The sequence below is a fragment of the Pseudomonas sp. Fl5BN2 genome (genome assembly GCF_009908205.1).
GTDB lineage: Bacteria > Pseudomonadota > Gammaproteobacteria > Pseudomonadales > Pseudomonadaceae > Aquipseudomonas.
Genome location: NZ_JAAARL010000009.1, coordinates 40,375 through 58,164, shown reverse-complemented (window position 1 = coordinate 58,164; position 17,790 = coordinate 40,375). Strand labels below are relative to the sequence as shown.

Genomic DNA, 17,790 nt, shown 5'->3' with positions numbered 1-17,790 from the left:
TGTCCCTACAGACCGACATTCCCGGCGAAGATTCCCCGTCGCCCAAAGTGCACTGTCCTGGCGTCTTCAGGCCTTGAGTCGAAGGATCAGCAGGTGGCGATACAACTTGAGCGCGCGACCGCAGAACAGACCAACGGTAAAGCCTGCGGCGGCGCCGCTGATGCTCAACATCTGCATGCCGGCAGCCTGCTCGGGGTGCACGGCGGTCTGATAGCCGATCCAGTATTTCACCGCAAAGAACAGCAGCGAGATACCGAGGATCTTCAAGGTTCCGGGAACCAGAATGGCCTCGCCACCCGACTCCAGCACCACCCCGATGCTGGAAAACAGCAGCATGGCCAGCAGGCTGCCAAGCGCCGCGCCACTGGTCCAGGCCGCCAGCGACAGCAGTGGATGGGCGCCAAGGTTCAGCGACCACAGTGACCAGGCCAGCAGTATCAGCGGTGCAATCAGCAACGAGCGCCGGCTCTCGCGCAGGGTCGAGCGGGCACGCAGGCCGTAGCCGCAGATCAGGGCGAAGACCGCGTACACCCAAAGAGGCGTGCCTTGGAGGATCTCGAGCATCTGCAGCATCCTTGCTTCGGTGGCAAAAGTGCGAGCCATAATGCGCTTTACCCAGGCTGCGGTGAAGCCTCCCAAGGTCTTCGGGGTGGCACTTGAAGCAGGCCCCCTTACGTCACCTGTGTATCGCTGACCCCGGCTTCCAGTTCCTGGCGCAGATCACTGCCACGGCGAGCAATGAACACCAGTTGCGCGGCATGTTCGGTGGGTTGTTCGGCGGCCAGGGTGAACTGGCTGCGGTTGCCTACATGCTGCAACCAGTAAGGCTGCTCGTTGCCCTCCAGGCGCACCAGGCCCTTGAGGCGCAGCAGATCGGCCGGCAGCTTGCTCAGCCAGTCTCGCAGGGCCTTGGGTTGCAAGGGCCGCGAACTCTTCCAGACCCAGCTCTCGAACAGCTGGTCGTGGGCCTGGGGCAGGGCCCTGAACAGCACCTCGGTGGAACGCACCGGTGGCGCCAGCAGCAGCTCGGCCGGCAGTTCGGCCTGTACCGTATCGAACACTGGGGCGCGACCACCGAGGCTGGCGCGGATGCTCTGCAGTTGCTCGGCATCCACCAGGTCGGCCTTGTTCAGCAGCACCCAATCGGCGCAGGCCACCTGGGCCCGGGACAGGCGGGCCATTTCCCCCTCAAGGGCCTGGTAGCCACTGGCGTCTACCAAAGTGATCACCGCATCCAGGTGCAGGCGGTTGCGCAACTGCGGGTAGCCGATGGTCTGCACGATGCGCTGCGGGTCGGAGACGCCGCTGCACTCGATGACGATTCGTTCCAGGGTCGGGCGCAGTTTGGACAGGCTCACCAACTGCGCCAGCAGGTCCTCCTGCACGGTGCAGCAGATGCAGCCGTTCTGCAGGCTGTACACCGCGTCGGTGACCTCGGCGATGATCGCCGCATCGATGTTCAGCTCGCCGAAGTCATTGACGATCACCGCCAGCCGACTGCTGTCGGCACGTTGCACCATACGGTTGAGCAGGGTGGTCTTGCCGGCACCGAGGAAACCGGCAACCACCGTGACGGGAATGCTCGGTATCTGGTTCATGCGTCTTTGCCCTCGATCACCGGTGGCAGGCCTTCCCAGACTGCTTGCAGCGGGGTGTCGCTGAAGGTGCCCTGGCGGTCGTACACCAGTTGCCCTTCGACGAAGGTCAGTTGCACTTGGGTGTGGTGGATGTAGTTGCGCGCGCCTTGGGCGAACAGGTCGCGGTCGAGGACGATCAGGTCCGCCGACTTGCCGCTTTCCAGGCTGCCGGTCAGGTGTTCCAGGCCCATGGCGTGTGCACCGTTGAGGGTCGCCACCTGCAGCGCCTGTTCCAGAGTGATGGGCTCGCCGAAGCAGTCGGGTTCCTGGTTCCACGGGTTCTGCCGGGTGACCATGGTTTCCAGGGCCAGCCAGGGGTCGATGGACGCCACCGGCCAATCGGTGCCGAATACCGCAATGCCGCCGGCCGCCAGCACTCCCTTGAAGTCGTAGATGCGCTTGAGGCGTTCCTTGCCGTAGCCGGAACGGGCGCCGCTGGCGAAAGGGGTCGGGTACCAGGCCGCCGGAGAAAACTCGGCGATCACATCCAGGCTCTGGAAGCGCTTGAGGTTGCCCGGGTGCAGCAGGGTGCTGTGGGCGCACTGGTGGCGGATGCCGCTGTTGCCGTTGCGACGGCGGGCTTCGGCTACCGCGTCGAGGAACACATCGGAGGCACCGTCGCCGGTGCAGTGGGCAATCACCCGCAGCCCGCGCTTGTCCATGTCCACCACCATGTCGGTGATGTGTTCCGGGGTCAGGTTGAGCTTGCCGCGCCAGCTCGACTCTTGCGGCCAGGGGGTCAGCAGATAGGAGGACTTCGGTTCCACGGTGCCGTCGAAATGGAACTTCACCGCATTGGCATTCAAGCGTGCGCTGCGATAGAAATGCCGTTCGCCGCTGAGCAGCTCCCAACGGCGGCGCACGGGGAAGATATCGTCCTGCCAACTGATGGCGGCTTCCACGCGCAAGGTCAGTTCACCGGCATCGTCCAGTTCCTTCAGTGCCTGCAAGCGGTTCTCGCAAACGTGCACGTACTTGGTGGCGGTGACCCCGCGGGAGGTCTGGAAGTGCACGCCATCGCGATAGGCCCGGCGCAGCACCGACACCGGCGTCGGCGGCATGGCGGCGTGGATCAGTGCGTAGGCACCGTCGATCAGCAGGCCATTGGGTTCGCCGCTCAGTTCGTCGCGCTCCAGGTAGCCGTTGCGCGGGTCGCTGGTGTGGCGGTCGATGCCGGCCAGCTCCAGGGCCTTGGAGTTGACCATCATGGTCCCCCACATGCGGTCCAGCAGGGCCACCGGGCGATCCGGCATGACGCTGTCGAGCCACTCGCGACCTGGGGTCAGGTCGGCCTCGCGGAAGGTGTAGCGCACCCAGTACTGGCCGTAGATCCAGCCATCGCCAGGATGGCTATCGGCGTAGGCGTGGATCGCTGCCGCCAGCTGTGCCGGGGTCGGGTCCTCGATACCTACGTCCAGGTCATCGGCGTAGCGCGGGGCCAGGGCCAGGTCCGGGTGGGTGTGCATGTCGTGCAGGCCGGGCATGCAGAAGGCCCCGTCCAGATCGTGTTGACGGGTATGCGGCCCGATCAGCGAGACCAGGGAGGCGAGGCTGCCGACGGCGATCAGTTTGCCCTGGCGGATGGCCACGGCGTCGGCCCAGGGCTGGGCCGGATCGAGGGTGTACATCCGGCCGTTGTGCAGCACCAGTTCGGCGTATTGATCGACGGCGCTATGGGTGGAGTTGAATTGGTCGGAAGCGGTCACGGGGGTCAACCTCTCAAGCAGGGGGCCCTTCAAAGGTGGGCAAAAAAGGTAAGGCGCAACGGTGTTCTTGTCTGGGGTGCAAGGGCCGTTCTGGCCGGCCCTGGTCCTGCGTTCAGCGACTGGCGTTGAGGCTTTCGACAAAGCCGGCAATGCGTTGGCAAGCGTCTTTGAGCACCTCATCGGCGACGGTAAAGGAGATCCGAATGAAACCCTCGGCGCTGGCGCCAAAGGCCTGGGCATCGAGCACCGAAACCCCGGTGGCACGGAACAGCTGCCAGGCAAAGTCCATGCTCGACAGCCCGGTACGGCGCACGTCCACCAGCATGAACATCCCGGCCTCGGGCTCGCGGCAGTCCAGCAGTTGCACTTGCTTGAGGCCGGCCACCACCAGGTCACGCCGACGGCGATAGACCTCGCGGGCGCTGCCCACCACTTCCTCGTCCAGCTCCAGAGCCTTGAGCGCGGCTTCCTGGATAAACCCGGGGAGGCCATAGAGCATGCACAGCAGCAGGTTATCCAGGTGGCTGACCAACGCCGGGGGAGCGATCACCCAGCCTACGCGCCAGCCGGTCATTGCATGGGTTTTCGACAGGCTGTTGAGGATCACCGTACGCTCGGCCATGCCCGGCAGCGAAGCGATGCTCAGGTGTTCGCGGTCGTAGGTCAGTTGCCCGTAGACCTCGTCGGAGATCACCCACAGGTCATGTTTGCGGGCCACCGCGGCCACGGCTTCCAGCTCTTCACGGCTGTAGACGTTGCCCGTGGGGTTGCACGGCGTGGCCAGGGCGATGCCTCGGGTCTTGTCGGTCAACGCCGCTTCCAGGGCCGCGGCGGTCAGGCGAAAGCCGTTGGCGGCCGGTTGCTCGACGCAGGCGATATTCGCTCCCGAGGCATGCATGCAGGCCTCGTAGGTCAGGTACATCGGTTCCGGCACCAGCACTTCGTCGCCACTGCTGAACAGGCACAGGGCGGTGGCGAACAGACCGTTCTGCGCCCCGGCCACCAGGGCCACGTTGTCGGCGCTGACATCGATGTCCAGCAGGCGTCGTTGTTTGGCGGCGATGGCTTCGCGCAACGCCGGGCGGCCGAGGACGTGGGTGTAGTGGGTATCGCCTTGTTCCAGGGCGGCGCTGGCCGCGTCGCTGATGCGTGCATCGGTGGCGAAGTCCGGGTCACCGACGCTGAGGACAATCACGTCTTCACCACGGCCACGGGCTTCGATGGCCGCGTAGTGGATGTCCCAGGCGCTGACGGATTCGCCGCTGATGCGCTGAACGAAAGGTGAGTAACGCATGCTGTTCTCCTCGCGGGCTTTGCCGCCCGCGCAATAAAAGGGTTCAGGCCTGACGCTGGGGAGCTCGGCTTTGTGAGGGTTGGCCCAGACGTGCACACAGGTGTTCGATGACAAAGGCCAGGATGATGTAGATGACCGCTACCGCCAGCAGCGGCTCGTAGACTTTCAGGGTCTGGGCCCGTACCAGGTTGGCAGCTCCCAGCAGGTCAGTGACTGCGACGGTTGAGGCCAACGCAGTGGCCTTGAGCAGCAGCACGCATTCGCCGACCAGGGTCGGACGCACCAGCTCCAGGGCCCGGGGCAACCAGACCCGGCGCAGGGTCAGCCAATAGCCCATGCCATAGGCGCGGGCGGCTTCCAGTTCGCCCTTGGGCACGGCGCGCAAACCGCCGCGCAACACTTCACCGACATAGGCACCCACGCTCAGGGTCAGGGCCAATGCCACATACCAGAAGCCTTCGCGCAGGTAGGGCCAGAGAAAGCTGCCGCGAATCGGCGGGTAGGCGGCGAACAGGCTGCCGACCCCGTAATAGAGGATGTAGATCTGCACCAGCAGCGGCGTGCCGCGAAAGACGCTGATGTAGAACTGCATGGGCGCACGGATCAGCGGATTACGCGACACCCGTCCCAAGCCCACCACCACCGCCAGGGCAAACCCGCAGGCACCGCTCAGGGCCAGCAACTTCAGGGTGATGCCCAGGCCGCGAAGCAGTTCGTTGGAGAAACTGTTGATCCAGGAAAAATCCATCCGAGCCTCCTAGTGCTGGGGCAGCCAGCGATTGGTGCGTCGCTCGAGCACGCGGAACACGCTGCCGGACACCAGGGTGATGACGAAGTAGAAGGCTGCGACCGCCAGGTAGAACACCAGGTAATGCTTGGTGGAACCGGCAGCTTGCTTGCCCACCGAGAGCAGTTCGCTGTAGCCGACGATGCTGATCAATGCGCTGTCCTTGACCAGCACCAGCCACAGGTTCGACAACCCGGCCATGGCATAGGGCAGCATGCTCGGCAGCAGGATGCGCCGCACCAGCAGCCAGCGTTCGATGCCATAGGCCCGGGCCGCTTCGATCTGGCCATGAGGAATGGCCTGGATCGCACCGCGGATGATCTCCGCCGAATAGGCGCCCTGGACAATGCCCAGCACCAGCACGGCAGCGATGAAACCGTTGACCGTGACGCTTGGTCGATCCATGGCCGCCATGGCCATGTTCAGCAGGTCGGTGCCGGCGTAGTACAGCAGCAGGATCAGCAGCAGCTCAGGCATGGCCCGGTACAGGGTGGTGTAGATGTTGGCCAGCTTCACCAGCCAGCGCGGCCCCTTGAGCTTGATCATTGCCACCAGCAAGCCGATGCCCAGGCCGAGGACGAAGGCCCCGGCAGAAATCTGCAGGGACACCAGCGCACCCTGGGCCAGGGCACCGAGCCAGCCGTCGGCGACGAACAGTTGGGAAAGGTCGGACAGAGAAATCATGACGTATCCAGTCAACGCCGGTGGCCCGTCGAAACGGGCCCGCCGGACGGCTTAGTTGGCAGAGATGTCGACGCTGAAGTAGCGGCTGCGGATCTTGTCGTAGCTGCCATCGGCCTTGAGCGATGCCAGGGCGGTGTTGATCCGCTGTTGCAGGGCAGTGTCGCCCTTGCGCAGGCCAACGCCGATGCCGGAACCGAACAACGGATCCTTGGGCGCCAGGCCCTTGTCCGCGAGGCCGGCACCGGCTGCGGTCTTGAGGATCGGCTCGATGGTCAGGGCGTCGGCCAGCATCACATCGATGCGCCCACTCTGCAGGTCGGCGATCATGTCGTCCTGGGTGGTGTAGTAGCGCAGGGTCGAGGTCTTGCCGTAGTAGGCCTTGGCGAAGGTGGCGTTGGAGGTCGAGCCCTGCACGCCGATCAGTTTGCCCTTGAGGCCTTCGGGGCTGGTCACCAACTCCAGGCTCTGGTCGGCGACCCACATGGCTGGGGTCTGGTAGTAGGGCGCGGAGAAATCGATGACCTTCTGCCGCTCATCGGTGATGCTCAGCGAGTTGAGGATGGCGTCGATCTGGCTCGATTGCAGGGCCGGAATTAGCCCGTCCCAGGCCACTTCCTTGAGTGGGCACTGGGCCTGCATCCGCTCGCACAGGGCTTTGATCAGTTCCGGCTCGAAGCCGCTCCAGTCGCCGTTGCCGCTTTTCATCGAGAACGGTGGGTAGGGTTCCAGGGCGATGCCGAAGACGATCTTGTCGGCGGCCACGGCGTGGCTGGCCAGGGCACTGAACAGGCAACCGGTGGCGAGCACCTTGAGCAGGTTTTTCATGGCTTTACCCTTTATCGAAGTTGTTGTTTTCAAGGATTGAAGCGGGACGTCAGGCGCGGTTTTCCTGGGCCATGACGAATTGCCGGCAGCGCTCGCTGACCGGGTTGAGGAACACTTGCTGGGGTGGCCCTTCTTCTTCCACCAGCCCCTGGTGAAGGAACATCACCTTGCTCGACACGTCGCGGGCGAAGGCCATTTCGTGGGTCACCAGGATCATGGTACGACCTTCTTCGGCAATCCCCTGGATGACCTTGAGCACTTCACCTACCAGTTCCGGGTCCAGGGCCGAAGTCGGCTCGTCCATCAACAGCACCCGAGGGCGCATGGCCAAGGCCCGGGCGATGGCCACTCGCTGCTGCTGGCCGCCAGAGAGAAAGGACGGGAAGGTGTCGCGCTTGTTGGCCAGGCCAACCTTTTCCAGCAAGTGCTCGGCATGCGCGATGGCGTCCTTGCGGTCTTCACCAAGGACATACACCGGCGCTTCGATGACGTTTTCCAGCACGGTGCGATGGGGCCACAGGTTGAAGCTCTGGAACACCATGCTCAGTTGGGTGCGCAGGCGTGCTACCTGGGCCGGGTCGGCGACCTGCGGGTTGCCGGCGCGATCGGTCTTGATGCGGACTTCTTCGCCATTGATGCGCAAGCTGCCGCTGCAGGGAATTTCCAGCAGGTTGATGCAGCGCAGCAAGGTGCTTTTGCCCGAGCCACTGGAGCCGATCAGCGACACCACTTCACCTTCATTGGCGCGCAGGGCAATGCCCTTGAGCACGTGGTGATCGGCGTAGCTCTTGTGCAGATCATCGATCGCCACCACGGGATTGACGGAGTTGGGCTGCGATTGCAAGGGTCGACCCTCTTGTTATTGTGCGATGGCCGGGCAAGACCCGGCACAGGGTAGGGCTTGAGAATTAGCCATTGCCGGCATGGGGTCAATCGAGCATTTTTAGCTGGACCCGGTAATTTTTTTCAGTAGTCGGTTATTTTTCCTGCGACGAACAAGGCTATTGCCGGACGGCGATTGCGGCTATCGTGCTGGCACTCGTTTTTCTGTAGTCGAGGCATGATCGGTATGCGTTATCCCTCCATGACCGCGCTGCGTGCGCTGGACGCGGTGGCTCGCCTGGGCAGTGTCGCCGAAGCCGCCAATGAGCTGAACCTGACTCCCAGCGCCATCAGCCACCAGATCAAGAGCCTGGAGCAAACCCTGGGCTTTGCCCTCACCGAGCGCATGGGCCGCAGCATTCGCATCACCTACCAGGGCGAACGCTACGCGCGGGACATTCACCTGCTGCTGGCCAATATCCTCGAGGCCGGCCAGCGCTCCGATGGCCAGCAGGTCAGCGGCCGGTTGTGCATCAGCAGCCCGCCGGGGTTCGCCACCTATTGGCTGTGCACCCATATCGCCGAATTCCAGGCGTTGTATCCCCAGGTCGAATTGCAGCTGGTGTCACCGCGCACCCCGGGGGACACCAGCGACAGCAGCGTCGATCTGTTCGTCGCCTACGGCATGGGCGACTGGCCCAACCAGCATGTGCAGAAGATCGTTTCCCTGCGTTATTTCCCGGTGTGCAGCCCGAGCCTGGTGAACGCCATGGGCGGCCTGAAGACCCTCGACGGGCTGGACCATGCCTTGCTCCTGCACATGATCGACTACTCCGACTGGCGGGTCTGGCTGGCGGCTGCCGGGGCACCGAATGTCGATGTGCGCCGGGGCATCATTTTCGCCGATGCACACTTCGTGCAGTCAGCCTGCATTGCCGGCCAGGGCATTGCCATGGGCGACAACCTGATCAGCGGCGAGGCCCTGGCCCGTGGGCTGCTGGTGCAGCCCTTCGGCACCGAGATCGAGTCCAATCGCGGCTATTACCTGGTGGCGGATCTGCTCAAGGCCGAGCGTCCGGTGGTGCTGGCCTTCAGCGAATGGGTGAAGTCCCAGCTGCAAGGCATCACCCGGCTGCACCCGGAGCCGCGGCGTAACGGCAAAGCGTGAATTTTATTGAGCAATCGCAGCTATTTTTTTCGATTGTTGCCCCTTGGGTGCAGCGACTAATGTCCCTCGACATCAGCCGGGCGCAGGGTGTCGCCGGCACGTATAAGAACAAGAGGAGTAGTCGATGACCACCTGTGCGCAGTCGCTGGTTCGTTTGCTGGAAGGTTATGGCGTGGACACGGTGTTCGGGATTCCCGGCGTGCATACCGTCGAGCTGTATCGCGGCCTGCATGGCAGCCGTTTGCGCCACGTCAGCCCACGGCATGAGCAGGGCGCCGGGTTCATGGCCGACGGTTATGCCCGGGCCAGCGGCAAGCCCGGGGTGTGCTTCATCATCACCGGTCCCGGCATGACCAACATCCTTACCGCGATGGGCCAGGCCTATGCCGATTCGGTGCCGATGCTGGTGATCTCCACGGTCAACCGCCGCGAGCACCTGCGCCTGGGCCACGGCCACCTGCACGAACTGCCGGACCAGCGGGCGATGGTGGCCGGGGTCTGTGCCTTCAGTCATACCTTGCAGGCCCCCGCCGAACTGCCGGAACTCCTGGCCCGGGCCTTTGCCGTGTTCAAGTGTGCGCGGCCACGGCCGGTGCACATCGAGATTCCCCTGGACGTGCTGGAAATGCCCGCCGACAACCTCAACCTGATGCCTCGCAGCCTGCCTGGCGCGCCGGCGCCGGCGCCGGCTTCGATCGATGCCGCGGTGACTTTGCTCAACAGTGCCCACCGCCCACTGATTCTCGCCGGTGGCGGTGCTCGGGGTTGCGCCGAGGTACTGCGGCAACTGGCCGAGCGCCTGCAGGCGCCGGTGGCCCTGACCACCAACGCCCGGGGTCTGTTGCCTTGCGGCCACCCGCTGCTGCTGGACGGCGTGCAGTCCTCGGCCCACGGCCGGGCGCTGATCGACGAGGCGGACGTGGTGCTTGCAGTGGGCACCGAGCTGGGGGAGACCGACTACGACTTCTTCGGCCTGGGGCCGTTGCGCTTCAAGGGCTCGTTGATCCGCCTGGACATCGACCCGATGCAGGTCATGGGCATCCAGCGAGCGCATGTCGGCCTGGTGGGGGATGCCCAGGAAGGCTTGCAGGCGCTGCTGGGCAAGGTGGTGCCAGCGAGTTCGCGCGGGCGTTGGGCGGTGGACAGCGTGCAGCGGGTGAACCAGGCCGAGCGCAGGGGCTGGAGCGCCAAGCAGCAAGGGTTGCAGGGCTTGCTCGACCTGCTGCGGGACACCCTCGACACGCCGATTCTGGTGGGCGACTCGACCCAGCCGGTGTACCAGGGCGCTTGTGGCTACCAGGCTCCGGCCCCAGCCAGCTGGTTCAATGCCGGCAGCGGCTACGGCACCCTCGGTTACGGTTTGCCGGCTGCCATGGGCGCCAAGCTGGCGCAGCCCGAGCGTCCGGTGGTGGCGTTGGTGGGCGACGGTGGCCTGCAGTTCACCAGCGGTGAGTTGATCGCTGCCCGTGAAGCGCAGATCGCGGTGATCCTGCTGGTGTGGAACAACCAATGCTACGGCGAGATCCGCGACTACATGCTGGCCCGTGACATCGAACCGCTGGGGGTGGACATCCTCACGCCGAACTTCCAGGCCCTGGCCCAGAGCTGCCATGTCGCGCATCACCGTGCCGACTCCCCGGCGCAGTTGCGCGAGCTGCTGCTGAGCTTGGCGGACAGCCGCCTGCCAGTGATGATCGAGGCCGATGCGGGCGCCTATCTGGCCCTGGACTGATCCGCAGGCTTGCTCAAGGAGCGCGCTTTCAAGAGATAAGGTGAGTTACATTGACGTCGCCCGTAGGGACGCACCTTGTCACTTGAGGATTCATGGATGAACTGCATTTTCTGCCAGATTGCCGCTGGGACCCTGCCAGCGGCCGTGGTTTACCGCGACGAACACTGCATGGCCTTCATGGACGTGCACCCGCTGGGTGAAGGTCATGTGCTGCTGATTCCGCAGCAGCATGTCGAGAAGCTCGAGCAATTGCCCGGCTTTGTCCGCCAGCACCTGTATCAGGTCTTCGATGGCCTGCTGGCGGCGCAACGACGTGCCGGCTACGGCGTCGAAGGCACCCATCTGCTGGTCAATGACGGCCGCGCCACCAACCAGCACATTCCCCATGCACACCTGCACCTGATTCCCCGTCGGCGTGGCGATGCCCTGGGGTTCGCCGGGCGCCTGCTGCTGCATTTCACCGGCCTGTTCGGCCGCCGGGCGAAACCCGAAGCTTTGCAACTGCAGGCCGCTCGCATTGCCGAGCAGGTGCGGGTGCCCTGGGTCAGTGAAATTCCGGTGGGTAATCGCTGAGATGGACCCTAGCCGCGCGCTGGCGCTTGAGTACGCCGAAAGCCAATACCTGCGGGCCCGGGTCCAGGGCCTGGCGAGCCTGCCGGGCAACCCCTATCGGGCCAGCCTGCAGGGCGAGCCGGGTTGTGGTGCCTTCGTCGTCGGTGGCAATCCCAGCCCGATGATGAACCGGGTACACGGCGACGGGTCGCAGGATGCTCGGCGCCTGGTCGATCTGTTGCAGCGCTGCGCGGAGTACGCCCCGGCGATCGCCTTGACCGCTGAGTCAGCCAGGGTCGCTCCTAATCTGGAGCTGGAAGGGCTACCGTTGCAGCGCCTCAAGGGCTGGACCCATGGGCAGTTGTTCGCCCCTGTGGACGAGGTTGTGGCGCCACCTTCAGTGCTGGATATCGAGCCGGTGACCGCCTCGACGCTGGAAGCGTTCTGCACGCTGCACCGCGAAGGCTTCAATACCCCTGCGGCCGCCCGGCCAGTCAACCAGGCGGCCTTTGGCGGCTTGCTCAACGATGGACGTGGGCATCTGTACCTGCTGCGGGAGCAGGGCGTTGCGCTGGCCGGTGCGGCGCTGTTCATCGCCGACAACGGCGTGGCCTACCTGGGCACCGCCTTTACCACCAGGGCCGCGCGGGGCCAGGGCTATCACCGGGCCCTGATCGCCCATCGGTTGCAGCAGGCCATTGCCCTCGGTGCCCGGAGTGTGGCGGCCACCGCCTTGGTGAACTCGCAAAGCCGGCGCAACCTGGAGCACGGCGGCTTGCGCTTGTCCCACCTGCAAACCCTGTATCGGGCCGTGCCCTAGCGCGGGCTCTATTGCGCCGCTGGCGCCGGGTCGAAGCGGATCGATTGCAGGATTGCCCCCAGGGTGGCGAAGTCCTGGAAGAACCCCACGCTGTCGGCCACCACCTGACGCTGGCCGCTGTCGATCAGCGCCATCAGGCAGGTGCCGCCGGCGGCGTGGAAGCCGGTTTCCTCATCGCTGATGCCGCAGGTCTGATAGGCCAGCAGGCCTTTCCAGCCGGGGCCACTCGTTTCAAGCACCGGGCTGGGCTTGTCCCTTCCGGCGCTGCGCATCCAGACACCGTTTTCCTGATAGAAAAACAGCCCTTCGGCGGCCTGCTCCAGGCTGCCCTGCTGCTGGCACAGGTACAGGGTGTACTCTTCGTTCGGGCGTTTTTTCGGGTGGTCCAGGGTGATGCAGTTCTGCGTCTGGCTGAGCTTCCAACCCTTGGGGTATTGCAGGCTGAACCCCTGGCCCTGAAAGCGTGGCGAACCCTTGGGCAAGACGGGCATCCCGGCCTCTTTCCTCAAGGGTTCGTACAGGCTGGGATCGTTGCGACAGGCGGCCAGCGGGCGGGCCTTGGCCTTGTGCAGTTGGTCGAGGCGATGAGTCTGTGGATCAGCGCTGGCGCTGACACAGGCACAGCCGTAGCCGTAATGATTGTTGGTGCGCACCCATTGCTGGTCGCTGAAGGTGGGCCAGTCGCCCTCGGCCTGATAGCCGCCCTGGCTGGCGATTTCCCAGACGCCGTCGCGGTCGGTGAGGGTAGCGTTGGCCGGGGTCGGGTTCTCGAACCAGCCGCAACGACGTTCCACTGTGGCCGACGCGGCGATCGCGGGCAGGGCGATAAAGATCAGGAGGGTGCAGAGCAGGGCGCGCTGAAGCATGGAGCATCCTTGTTCGAGGGCGGACGGAGGGGAGTAATTCTACGCCGGTAGCCGCGTCAGTTGAGGCCCGGCCCCCGGTTTGGCGTATCGGGCCTCGTCGCTACTCGGTTGTCCGCGATTGTCGGGCCCACTCCTCGGCGGTCCTGGCCTCCACCGGCAGGGCGAAGCGGAAGGTCGCGCCGCGTCCGGGTTCATCCACCAGGCGGATGTTCACCCCATGCAATTGCAGGATGCGATGCACGATGCGCAACCCCAGGCCGCCATCGCGGCGCGCACCGCCGATATTGAACGGGCGCAGGAACAGCCCTTCGCGCAGCTCTGCGGCAATGCCCGGGCCGCTGTCGCTGACCCTGACCTGCACCTGCGGGCCGTCGGCCTGCAGGCTGATTTCGATCTCGCCGCTAACGGGGGTATGGCGCAGGGCGTTGTCGAACAGATTGGTCAGCACCCGTTCGATCAGCCCCAGGTCAGCGCAGACCACCCAGGTGCCGGGGGCGAAGCGCGCCTTGAGCTGCACCTGTCGCGCTTCGGCGGCCAGTTCGAATTTCTCGAAGATGTCCTGCAACAGGTCGGTCAGGGAGAAGCGTTCGAGGATCGGCTGGACGAAGCCATGTTCCAGGCGCACCAGTTCCAGCAGGGCCTGGGCCAGGCCGCCGACCTTGCGGCTCTGGTCCAGGGCGATGCCCAGGTAGCGCCGGCGCTCTTCGACACTCAGGCTGGCGTCCTTGAGCGACAGGGTTTCCAGGTAACCGTGCAAGGACGACAGCGGTGTGCGCAGATCGTGGGAGATATTCGCCACCAGTTCCCGGCGTTCCTGGTCCTGGCGGGTCAGGGAGCGCCACTGTTCGCTGAGCCGGGCCTGCATCTGGCGGAAGGTGGCGTCGAGCACGGCGATTTCATCGCCACTGCGGGAAGCGACGGCAGTGTCTGGCAAATCCTGGGAAGGGGCGCCGTCGATATCGAAATGGCTGACCCGCTCGGTGAGGGTGCGCAGCGGCCGGGTGATCAGGGCAAAGGCGGCCAGGCCTGCAATCAGGCACAGCAGCGCCACCAGGGCGATGGACCACAGGGCGATGTTCAAGGCCGCGCTGGTGGCGCCGCGCTCGGCGAAGCGGTCATGTTCTTCGCTGAGCAGCACCACGTACAGGTAGCCGGCCTGCTTGCCGCCCACCATCAGCGGCGCGGCGCTGAACACCTTGCGCCCGTCGAGGCTGCGCGGGTCGTCACCGAGAATCGGCAGCGACTCGTCATCGAGCAGGCGGCGGATCGGTGCCAGGTCCACCTGTTCGCGGCGCAGGCGACCGGCCGGCGCGGCGTTGCCGACGATGCGTCCCTGGGCATCGAGCAGGTACACCTCGACGCTGGGGTTGACCAGCATCAGTTGGCTGAACAACTCCCGCAGGGCATTGGGCAGCAGGCCGTTGGCGTCCATCAACTGGGTGTCCTGGGCGATGTGCCCGGCGAGGTCCCGGGACAGGCCCTGCACCACTTCCAGCTCATGCATGCGGCTGGCACGCACCTGCAGCCAGGCCGAGGTCGAGCAGCACACCAGCAACAGCAGGGCGAACACCAGGGACAGGCGCTGGGTCAGGGTCAGCCTCATGTCGGCTCCTGGGTGGCGAATTTATAGCCGCGGCCCCACACGGTAAGAATCCGCACTGGTTGCGCCGGGTCGCTTTCGATCTTGGCCCGCAGGCGGTTGATGTGGGTGTTGACCGTGTGCTCGTAACCCTCGTGGTTGTAGCCCCACACCGCGTTGAGCAGGTCCATGCGCGAGAACACCTTGCCCGGCTGGCGGACGAAGAAATACAGCAGGTCGAACTCCCGGGGCGTGAGGTCCAGGCGTCGGCCATCGAGGACCACCTCGCGGTTCAGTGGATCAATCGACAGGCCGTCGGCGCTGAGGCTGCCGCTGTCCATCTTCAGGTTGCGCGCCAGGGCGTCGACCCGACGCAGCAGGGCCTTGACCCGGGCCACCAGCTCGAGCATGGAAAACGGCTTGGCCAGGTAGTCGTCGGCCCCCAGTTCCAGGCCGAGGATGCGGTGCATTTCGCTGGAGCGGGCACTGGTGATGATGATCGGTGTGTAGCGGGTCATGGCCCGGGCCCGACGGCAGATCTCCAGGCCATCGACGCCAGGCAGCATCAGGTCGAGGATCAACGCGTCCCAGCCGCCCTGCTCCAGCAGGCGCAGGCCCTCGTTGCCGTCGGCGCTGTGCACCACGTCCAGTTGTTCGTCCCGCAGGTGCAGGGCGATCAGGTCGGCGATGTGCTGGTCGTCTTCGACCACCAGCACGCGTTTGGCTTGTTCCATCGACACTCGGGCCTCGTGGGGCAATGGACGCATTGTGGCGTTTTTCCCGCAGGCGAGTTATCACGAATTGTTTAACTGTGCGTGAGGATTTGGCGATAACCCCAAGCTTAGGCTGTGCTCATTACCCACCCGGATGATTTTCGGAGACAGCCATGATTTCACGCCGACAGTTGTTACTGGCAGGCGGCAGCCTGGGGGCGGCGGCCCTGGCCCTCGGGGTTTTGCCACGGTTGGGCGGAAATGGCGCCTTGATCGAACCTGCCGTTGCCGACGAGGCCTTTGAGGTCAGCCACAGCGACAGTGAATGGCGCACCTTGCTCAGCGCCGAGCAGTACCAGGTCTTGCGCAAGGAAGGCACTGAGCGTGCCTATACCAGCCCTCTCAACGATGAACACCATGCCGGCACCTTTGCTTGTGCCGGCTGCGCCCTGGCGTTGTTTTCCTCGGCCACCAAGTTCGACAGCCACACCGGCTGGCCAAGTTTCTGGGCGCCTCTGGAACACGCGGTGGCCCAGCGCTCCGACCGGACCTTCGGCATGCAGCGCAACGAGGTGCATTGCCGGCGCTGCGGCGGTCACCTGGGGCATGTGTTTGACGACGGGCCGGCGCCCACCGGTCTGCGCTACTGCATGAATGGCCTGGCCCTGAGCTTCATTCCACAAGCGGCCTGAAACCTGGCTCCGGGAATCTCTTCTTCGCTATAAGGACGACGTCATGTGGCTACTGCTACTCGCTTATCTCGGTGGTGTGCTGACCATTCTCAGCCCGTGCATTCTGCCGGTATTGCCCTTTGTCTTCGCTCGCACCGGGCAGCCGTTTTTGCGCAGTGGCTTGCCGCTGCTGCTGGGGATGGCCCTGACCTTTGCCGTGGTCGCTACCCTGGCGGCAGTGGGCGGCGGCTGGGTGGTGCAAGTCAATCAGTACGGTCGCTGGCTCGCGTTGCTGTTCGTTGCGCTATTCGCGCTGACGCTGCTGCTGCCGCGGCTGGCCGAAAGGCTGACTCGGCCGCTGGTGGCCATGGGCGGCCGGTTGTCAGAGGCTGCCGGCCACGATCCACGGCCGCGGCCCGGCGCTTCGTTGCTGATCGGTGTCGCCACGGGCCTGCTGTGGGCGCCCTGTGCCGGGCCGATTCTCGGCTTGCTGCTGACCGGCGCGGCGCTGCAAGGGGCCAATATCGGCACCAGCCTGTTGTTGCTGGCCTATGCCGCCGGGGCTGCTACCTCCCTGGCCGTGGCGCTGTTGCTGGGAGGCCGGGTGTTTGCCGCCATGAAGCGCTCCCTGGGCGCCGGTGAATGGCTGCGCAAAGGCCTGGGGGCGGCAATGCTGGCGGGGGTGGTGGCGATTGCCATGGGCTGGGACACCGGGATTCTGGCACGGGTCTCCACGGCTTCCACCGGTGGCCTGGAGCAGGTCTTGGTCGGCCGTCTGCTGGGCGGTCCGCAGGACAGGGGCGGGGCGATGATGGCGCAGAATGTGCTTCCCGCCGATCAACCGGAAGCCGGGATGATGGCCGCCGGTGGAGCCATGAAAATGGCCGCTGGTGCATCGGCGCTGCCGGTGGAAGGTCAACTGCCGCCCCTGGACGGCGCGGTGCAATGGCTGAATTCGCCGCCCCTGAGTGCCGAGGCGTTGCAGGGCAAGGTGGTGCTGGTGGATTTCTGGACCTACTCCTGCATCAACTGCCTGCGTAGCCTGCCGTATGTCAAAGCCTGGGCCGAGAAGTACCGCGACCAGGGGCTGGTGGTGATCGGCGTGCATGCGCCGGAGTTCGCCTTTGAGCGAGATGTGGGCAACGTCACCAAGGCCATGAAGGACCTGGGCATCACTTACCCGGTGGCGATCGACAATGACTACACGATCTGGCGCGCCTTCAACAACCAGTACTGGCCGGCCCATTACTTCGCCGATGCCCAGGGGCGGATTCGCTATCACCACTTCGGCGAGGGTGAGTACGCCGAATCGGAGCGAGTAATCCAGCAACTGCTGCGCGAAGCCGGGAACACCAAGGTCGCTGGTGGGCTGATCCAGGCCGATGCCCGAGGCGTGCAACAGGCGGCGGACATGAGCGCCGTGCAGTCGCCGGAAACCTACGTCGGCTATCAGCGCTCGGAGAACTTCGTACCCCAGGCCAGCCTGGCGCCGGACAGCGTGGCGGCGTACAGCGTGCCCACCGAGCTGGCGTTGAACGACTGGGGGCTGCGTGGGCAGTGGCAGGTCGGGGCCGAGAGCGCGGTGGCCACGGCGCCGGGAGCGGCGGTGGTGTATCGCTTCCACGCCCGCGACCTGCACCTGGTGCTGGGCCCGGGGCCCGACGGCCAGCCGGTGCGCTTCAAGGTGCTGATCGATGGGCAGGCGCCGGGTGCCGCCCATGGGGTGGATGTAGCGCCTGATGGCAGTGGTCAGGTCACCGAGCAGCGCCTGTATCAGCTGGTGCGGCAGGAGGGGGAAATCGGCGACCACACCTTCAGCATCGAGTTTCAGCAATCCGGGGTGCAAGCCTATGCCTTTACCTTTGGTTGAGGCGTAGGGCGCGCACGCGCGGCTTGCTGGGTTCTGGTTTATTTCTGCAGGCCCTGAGCAGGGC

17 protein-coding genes are annotated in these 17,790 nt (G+C 65.0%); 6 read left to right on the top strand and 11 right to left on the bottom strand.

Translation table 11 applies throughout. The features are described from left to right. Positions 1-66: 66 nt before the first annotated feature. The 8 genes from GV819_RS14280 to GV819_RS14245 form a co-directional block, all read right to left on the bottom strand. Positions 67-564, bottom strand: a complete 498-nt coding sequence (locus GV819_RS14280; protein ID WP_161756698.1) for a hypothetical protein — start codon at positions 562-564, stop codon at positions 67-69. Positions 565-671: 107 nt separating this feature from the next. Continuing rightward, positions 672-1,598 (bottom strand): CobW family GTP-binding protein, encoded by a 927-nt coding sequence (locus tag GV819_RS14275; protein ID WP_161756697.1) that lies wholly within the window; start codon positions 1,596-1,598, stop codon positions 672-674. Continuing rightward, a complete protein-coding gene (locus GV819_RS14270; protein WP_161756696.1) occupies positions 1,595-3,343 on the bottom strand; it encodes an amidohydrolase in 1,749 nt (582 codons plus the stop codon). The genes GV819_RS14275 and GV819_RS14270 overlap by 4 nt, the downstream gene beginning before the upstream one ends. Positions 3,344-3,455: 112 nt before the next feature. Continuing rightward, complete coding sequence (locus GV819_RS14265; protein WP_161756695.1) at positions 3,456-4,637, bottom strand: pyridoxal phosphate-dependent aminotransferase; 1,182 nt, start codon at positions 4,635-4,637, stop codon at positions 3,456-3,458. Positions 4,638-4,680: 43 nt separating this feature from the next. After that, positions 4,681-5,385, bottom strand: coding sequence for an ABC transporter permease (locus GV819_RS14260; protein ID WP_161756694.1), 705 nt, complete (start codon positions 5,383-5,385; stop codon positions 4,681-4,683). A gap of 9 nt (positions 5,386-5,394) precedes the next feature. Next, complete coding sequence (locus GV819_RS14255; RefSeq protein WP_161756693.1) at positions 5,395-6,108, bottom strand: ABC transporter permease; 714 nt, start codon at positions 6,106-6,108, stop codon at positions 5,395-5,397. A 51-nt stretch (positions 6,109-6,159) separates the two neighbouring features. Then, complete coding sequence (locus GV819_RS14250) at positions 6,160-6,933, bottom strand: transporter substrate-binding domain-containing protein (RefSeq protein WP_161756692.1); 774 nt, start codon at positions 6,931-6,933, stop codon at positions 6,160-6,162. A gap of 49 nt (positions 6,934-6,982) precedes the next feature. Continuing rightward, positions 6,983-7,777, bottom strand: coding sequence for an ABC transporter ATP-binding protein (locus GV819_RS14245; protein ID WP_161756691.1), 795 nt, complete (start codon positions 7,775-7,777; stop codon positions 6,983-6,985). A gap of 225 nt (positions 7,778-8,002) precedes the next feature. Here GV819_RS14245 and GV819_RS14240 point away from each other — a divergent pair, with 225 nt between their 5' ends. From GV819_RS14240 to GV819_RS14225, 4 genes are all read left to right on the top strand, one after another. After that, positions 8,003-8,923, top strand: a complete 921-nt coding sequence (locus tag GV819_RS14240; protein ID WP_178125018.1) for a LysR substrate-binding domain-containing protein — start codon at positions 8,003-8,005, stop codon at positions 8,921-8,923. Between the two features lie 124 nt (positions 8,924-9,047). After that, positions 9,048-10,655 (top strand): 5-guanidino-2-oxopentanoate decarboxylase, encoded by a 1,608-nt coding sequence (locus GV819_RS14235; protein WP_161756689.1) that lies wholly within the window; start codon positions 9,048-9,050, stop codon positions 10,653-10,655. Positions 10,656-10,751: 96 nt separating this feature from the next. After that, the gene (locus GV819_RS14230) at positions 10,752-11,228 is read left to right on the top strand and encodes an HIT family protein (RefSeq protein WP_161756688.1); all 477 of its coding nucleotides are present in this window, start codon (positions 10,752-10,754) and stop codon (positions 11,226-11,228) included. Between the two features lies 1 nt (position 11,229). After that, entirely contained in the window at positions 11,230-12,027 is a 798-nt protein-coding gene (locus GV819_RS14225) for a GNAT family N-acetyltransferase (RefSeq protein ID WP_161756687.1), read from the top strand. 8 nt (positions 12,028-12,035) lie between these two features. Here the strand turns inward: GV819_RS14225 and GV819_RS14220 are convergent, their stop codons facing one another. From GV819_RS14220 to GV819_RS14210, 3 genes are all read right to left on the bottom strand, one after another. Next, complete coding sequence (locus GV819_RS14220) at positions 12,036-12,893, bottom strand: DUF4087 domain-containing protein (protein WP_161756686.1); 858 nt, start codon at positions 12,891-12,893, stop codon at positions 12,036-12,038. A gap of 100 nt (positions 12,894-12,993) precedes the next feature. Further along, on the bottom strand, positions 12,994-14,496 hold the full coding sequence (locus tag GV819_RS14215; protein ID WP_161756685.1) for a HAMP domain-containing sensor histidine kinase: 1,503 nt from the start codon (positions 14,494-14,496) through the stop codon (positions 12,994-12,996). Next, positions 14,493-15,206 (bottom strand): response regulator transcription factor, encoded by a 714-nt coding sequence (locus GV819_RS14210; protein WP_161756899.1) that lies wholly within the window; start codon positions 15,204-15,206, stop codon positions 14,493-14,495. Before GV819_RS14210 ends, GV819_RS14215 begins: the two co-directional genes overlap by 4 nt. A gap of 152 nt (positions 15,207-15,358) precedes the next feature. On the opposite strand from GV819_RS14210, the gene msrB reads away from it, so the two are divergent. Beyond that, positions 15,359-15,877 carry a peptide-methionine (R)-S-oxide reductase MsrB gene (msrB, locus tag GV819_RS14205; protein ID WP_161756684.1) on the top strand — a complete coding sequence of 173 codons (519 nt, stop codon included), beginning with the start codon at positions 15,359-15,361 and terminating at the stop codon, positions 15,875-15,877. A gap of 43 nt (positions 15,878-15,920) precedes the next feature. Beyond that, positions 15,921-17,726, top strand: coding sequence for a cytochrome c biogenesis protein DipZ (locus GV819_RS14200; protein ID WP_161756683.1), 1,806 nt, complete (start codon positions 15,921-15,923; stop codon positions 17,724-17,726). Positions 17,727-17,790 lie beyond the last annotated feature (64 nt).

Coding starts and splice junctions, on each gene's coding strand:
- GV819_RS14280 (WP_161756698.1), bottom strand. CDS start 564: ATGCTCGAGATCCTCCAAGGCACGCCTCTTTGGGTGTACGCGGTCTTC.
- GV819_RS14275 (WP_161756697.1), bottom strand. CDS start 1,598: ATGAACCAGATACCGAGCATTCCCGTCACGGTGGTTGCCGGTTTCCTC.
- GV819_RS14265 (WP_161756695.1), bottom strand. CDS start 4,637: ATGCGTTACTCACCTTTCGTTCAGCGCATCAGCGGCGAATCCGTCAGC.
- GV819_RS14260 (WP_161756694.1), bottom strand. CDS start 5,385: ATGGATTTTTCCTGGATCAACAGTTTCTCCAACGAACTGCTTCGCGGC.
- GV819_RS14255 (WP_161756693.1), bottom strand. CDS start 6,108: ATGATTTCTCTGTCCGACCTTTCCCAACTGTTCGTCGCCGACGGCTGG.
- GV819_RS14250 (WP_161756692.1), bottom strand. CDS start 6,933: ATGAAAAACCTGCTCAAGGTGCTCGCCACCGGTTGCCTGTTCAGTGCC.
- GV819_RS14240 (WP_178125018.1), top strand. CDS start 8,003: ATGCGTTATCCCTCCATGACCGCGCTGCGTGCGCTGGACGCGGTGGCT.
- GV819_RS14235 (WP_161756689.1), top strand. CDS start 9,048: ATGACCACCTGTGCGCAGTCGCTGGTTCGTTTGCTGGAAGGTTATGGC.
- GV819_RS14230 (WP_161756688.1), top strand. CDS start 10,752: ATGAACTGCATTTTCTGCCAGATTGCCGCTGGGACCCTGCCAGCGGCC.
- GV819_RS14225 (WP_161756687.1), top strand. CDS start 11,230: ATGGACCCTAGCCGCGCGCTGGCGCTTGAGTACGCCGAAAGCCAATAC.
- GV819_RS14220 (WP_161756686.1), bottom strand. CDS start 12,893: ATGCTTCAGCGCGCCCTGCTCTGCACCCTCCTGATCTTTATCGCCCTG.
- GV819_RS14215 (WP_161756685.1), bottom strand. CDS start 14,496: ATGAGGCTGACCCTGACCCAGCGCCTGTCCCTGGTGTTCGCCCTGCTG.
- GV819_RS14210 (WP_161756899.1), bottom strand. CDS start 15,206: ATGGAACAAGCCAAACGCGTGCTGGTGGTCGAAGACGACCAGCACATC.
- msrB (WP_161756684.1), top strand. CDS start 15,359: ATGATTTCACGCCGACAGTTGTTACTGGCAGGCGGCAGCCTGGGGGCG.
- GV819_RS14200 (WP_161756683.1), top strand. CDS start 15,921: ATGTGGCTACTGCTACTCGCTTATCTCGGTGGTGTGCTGACCATTCTC.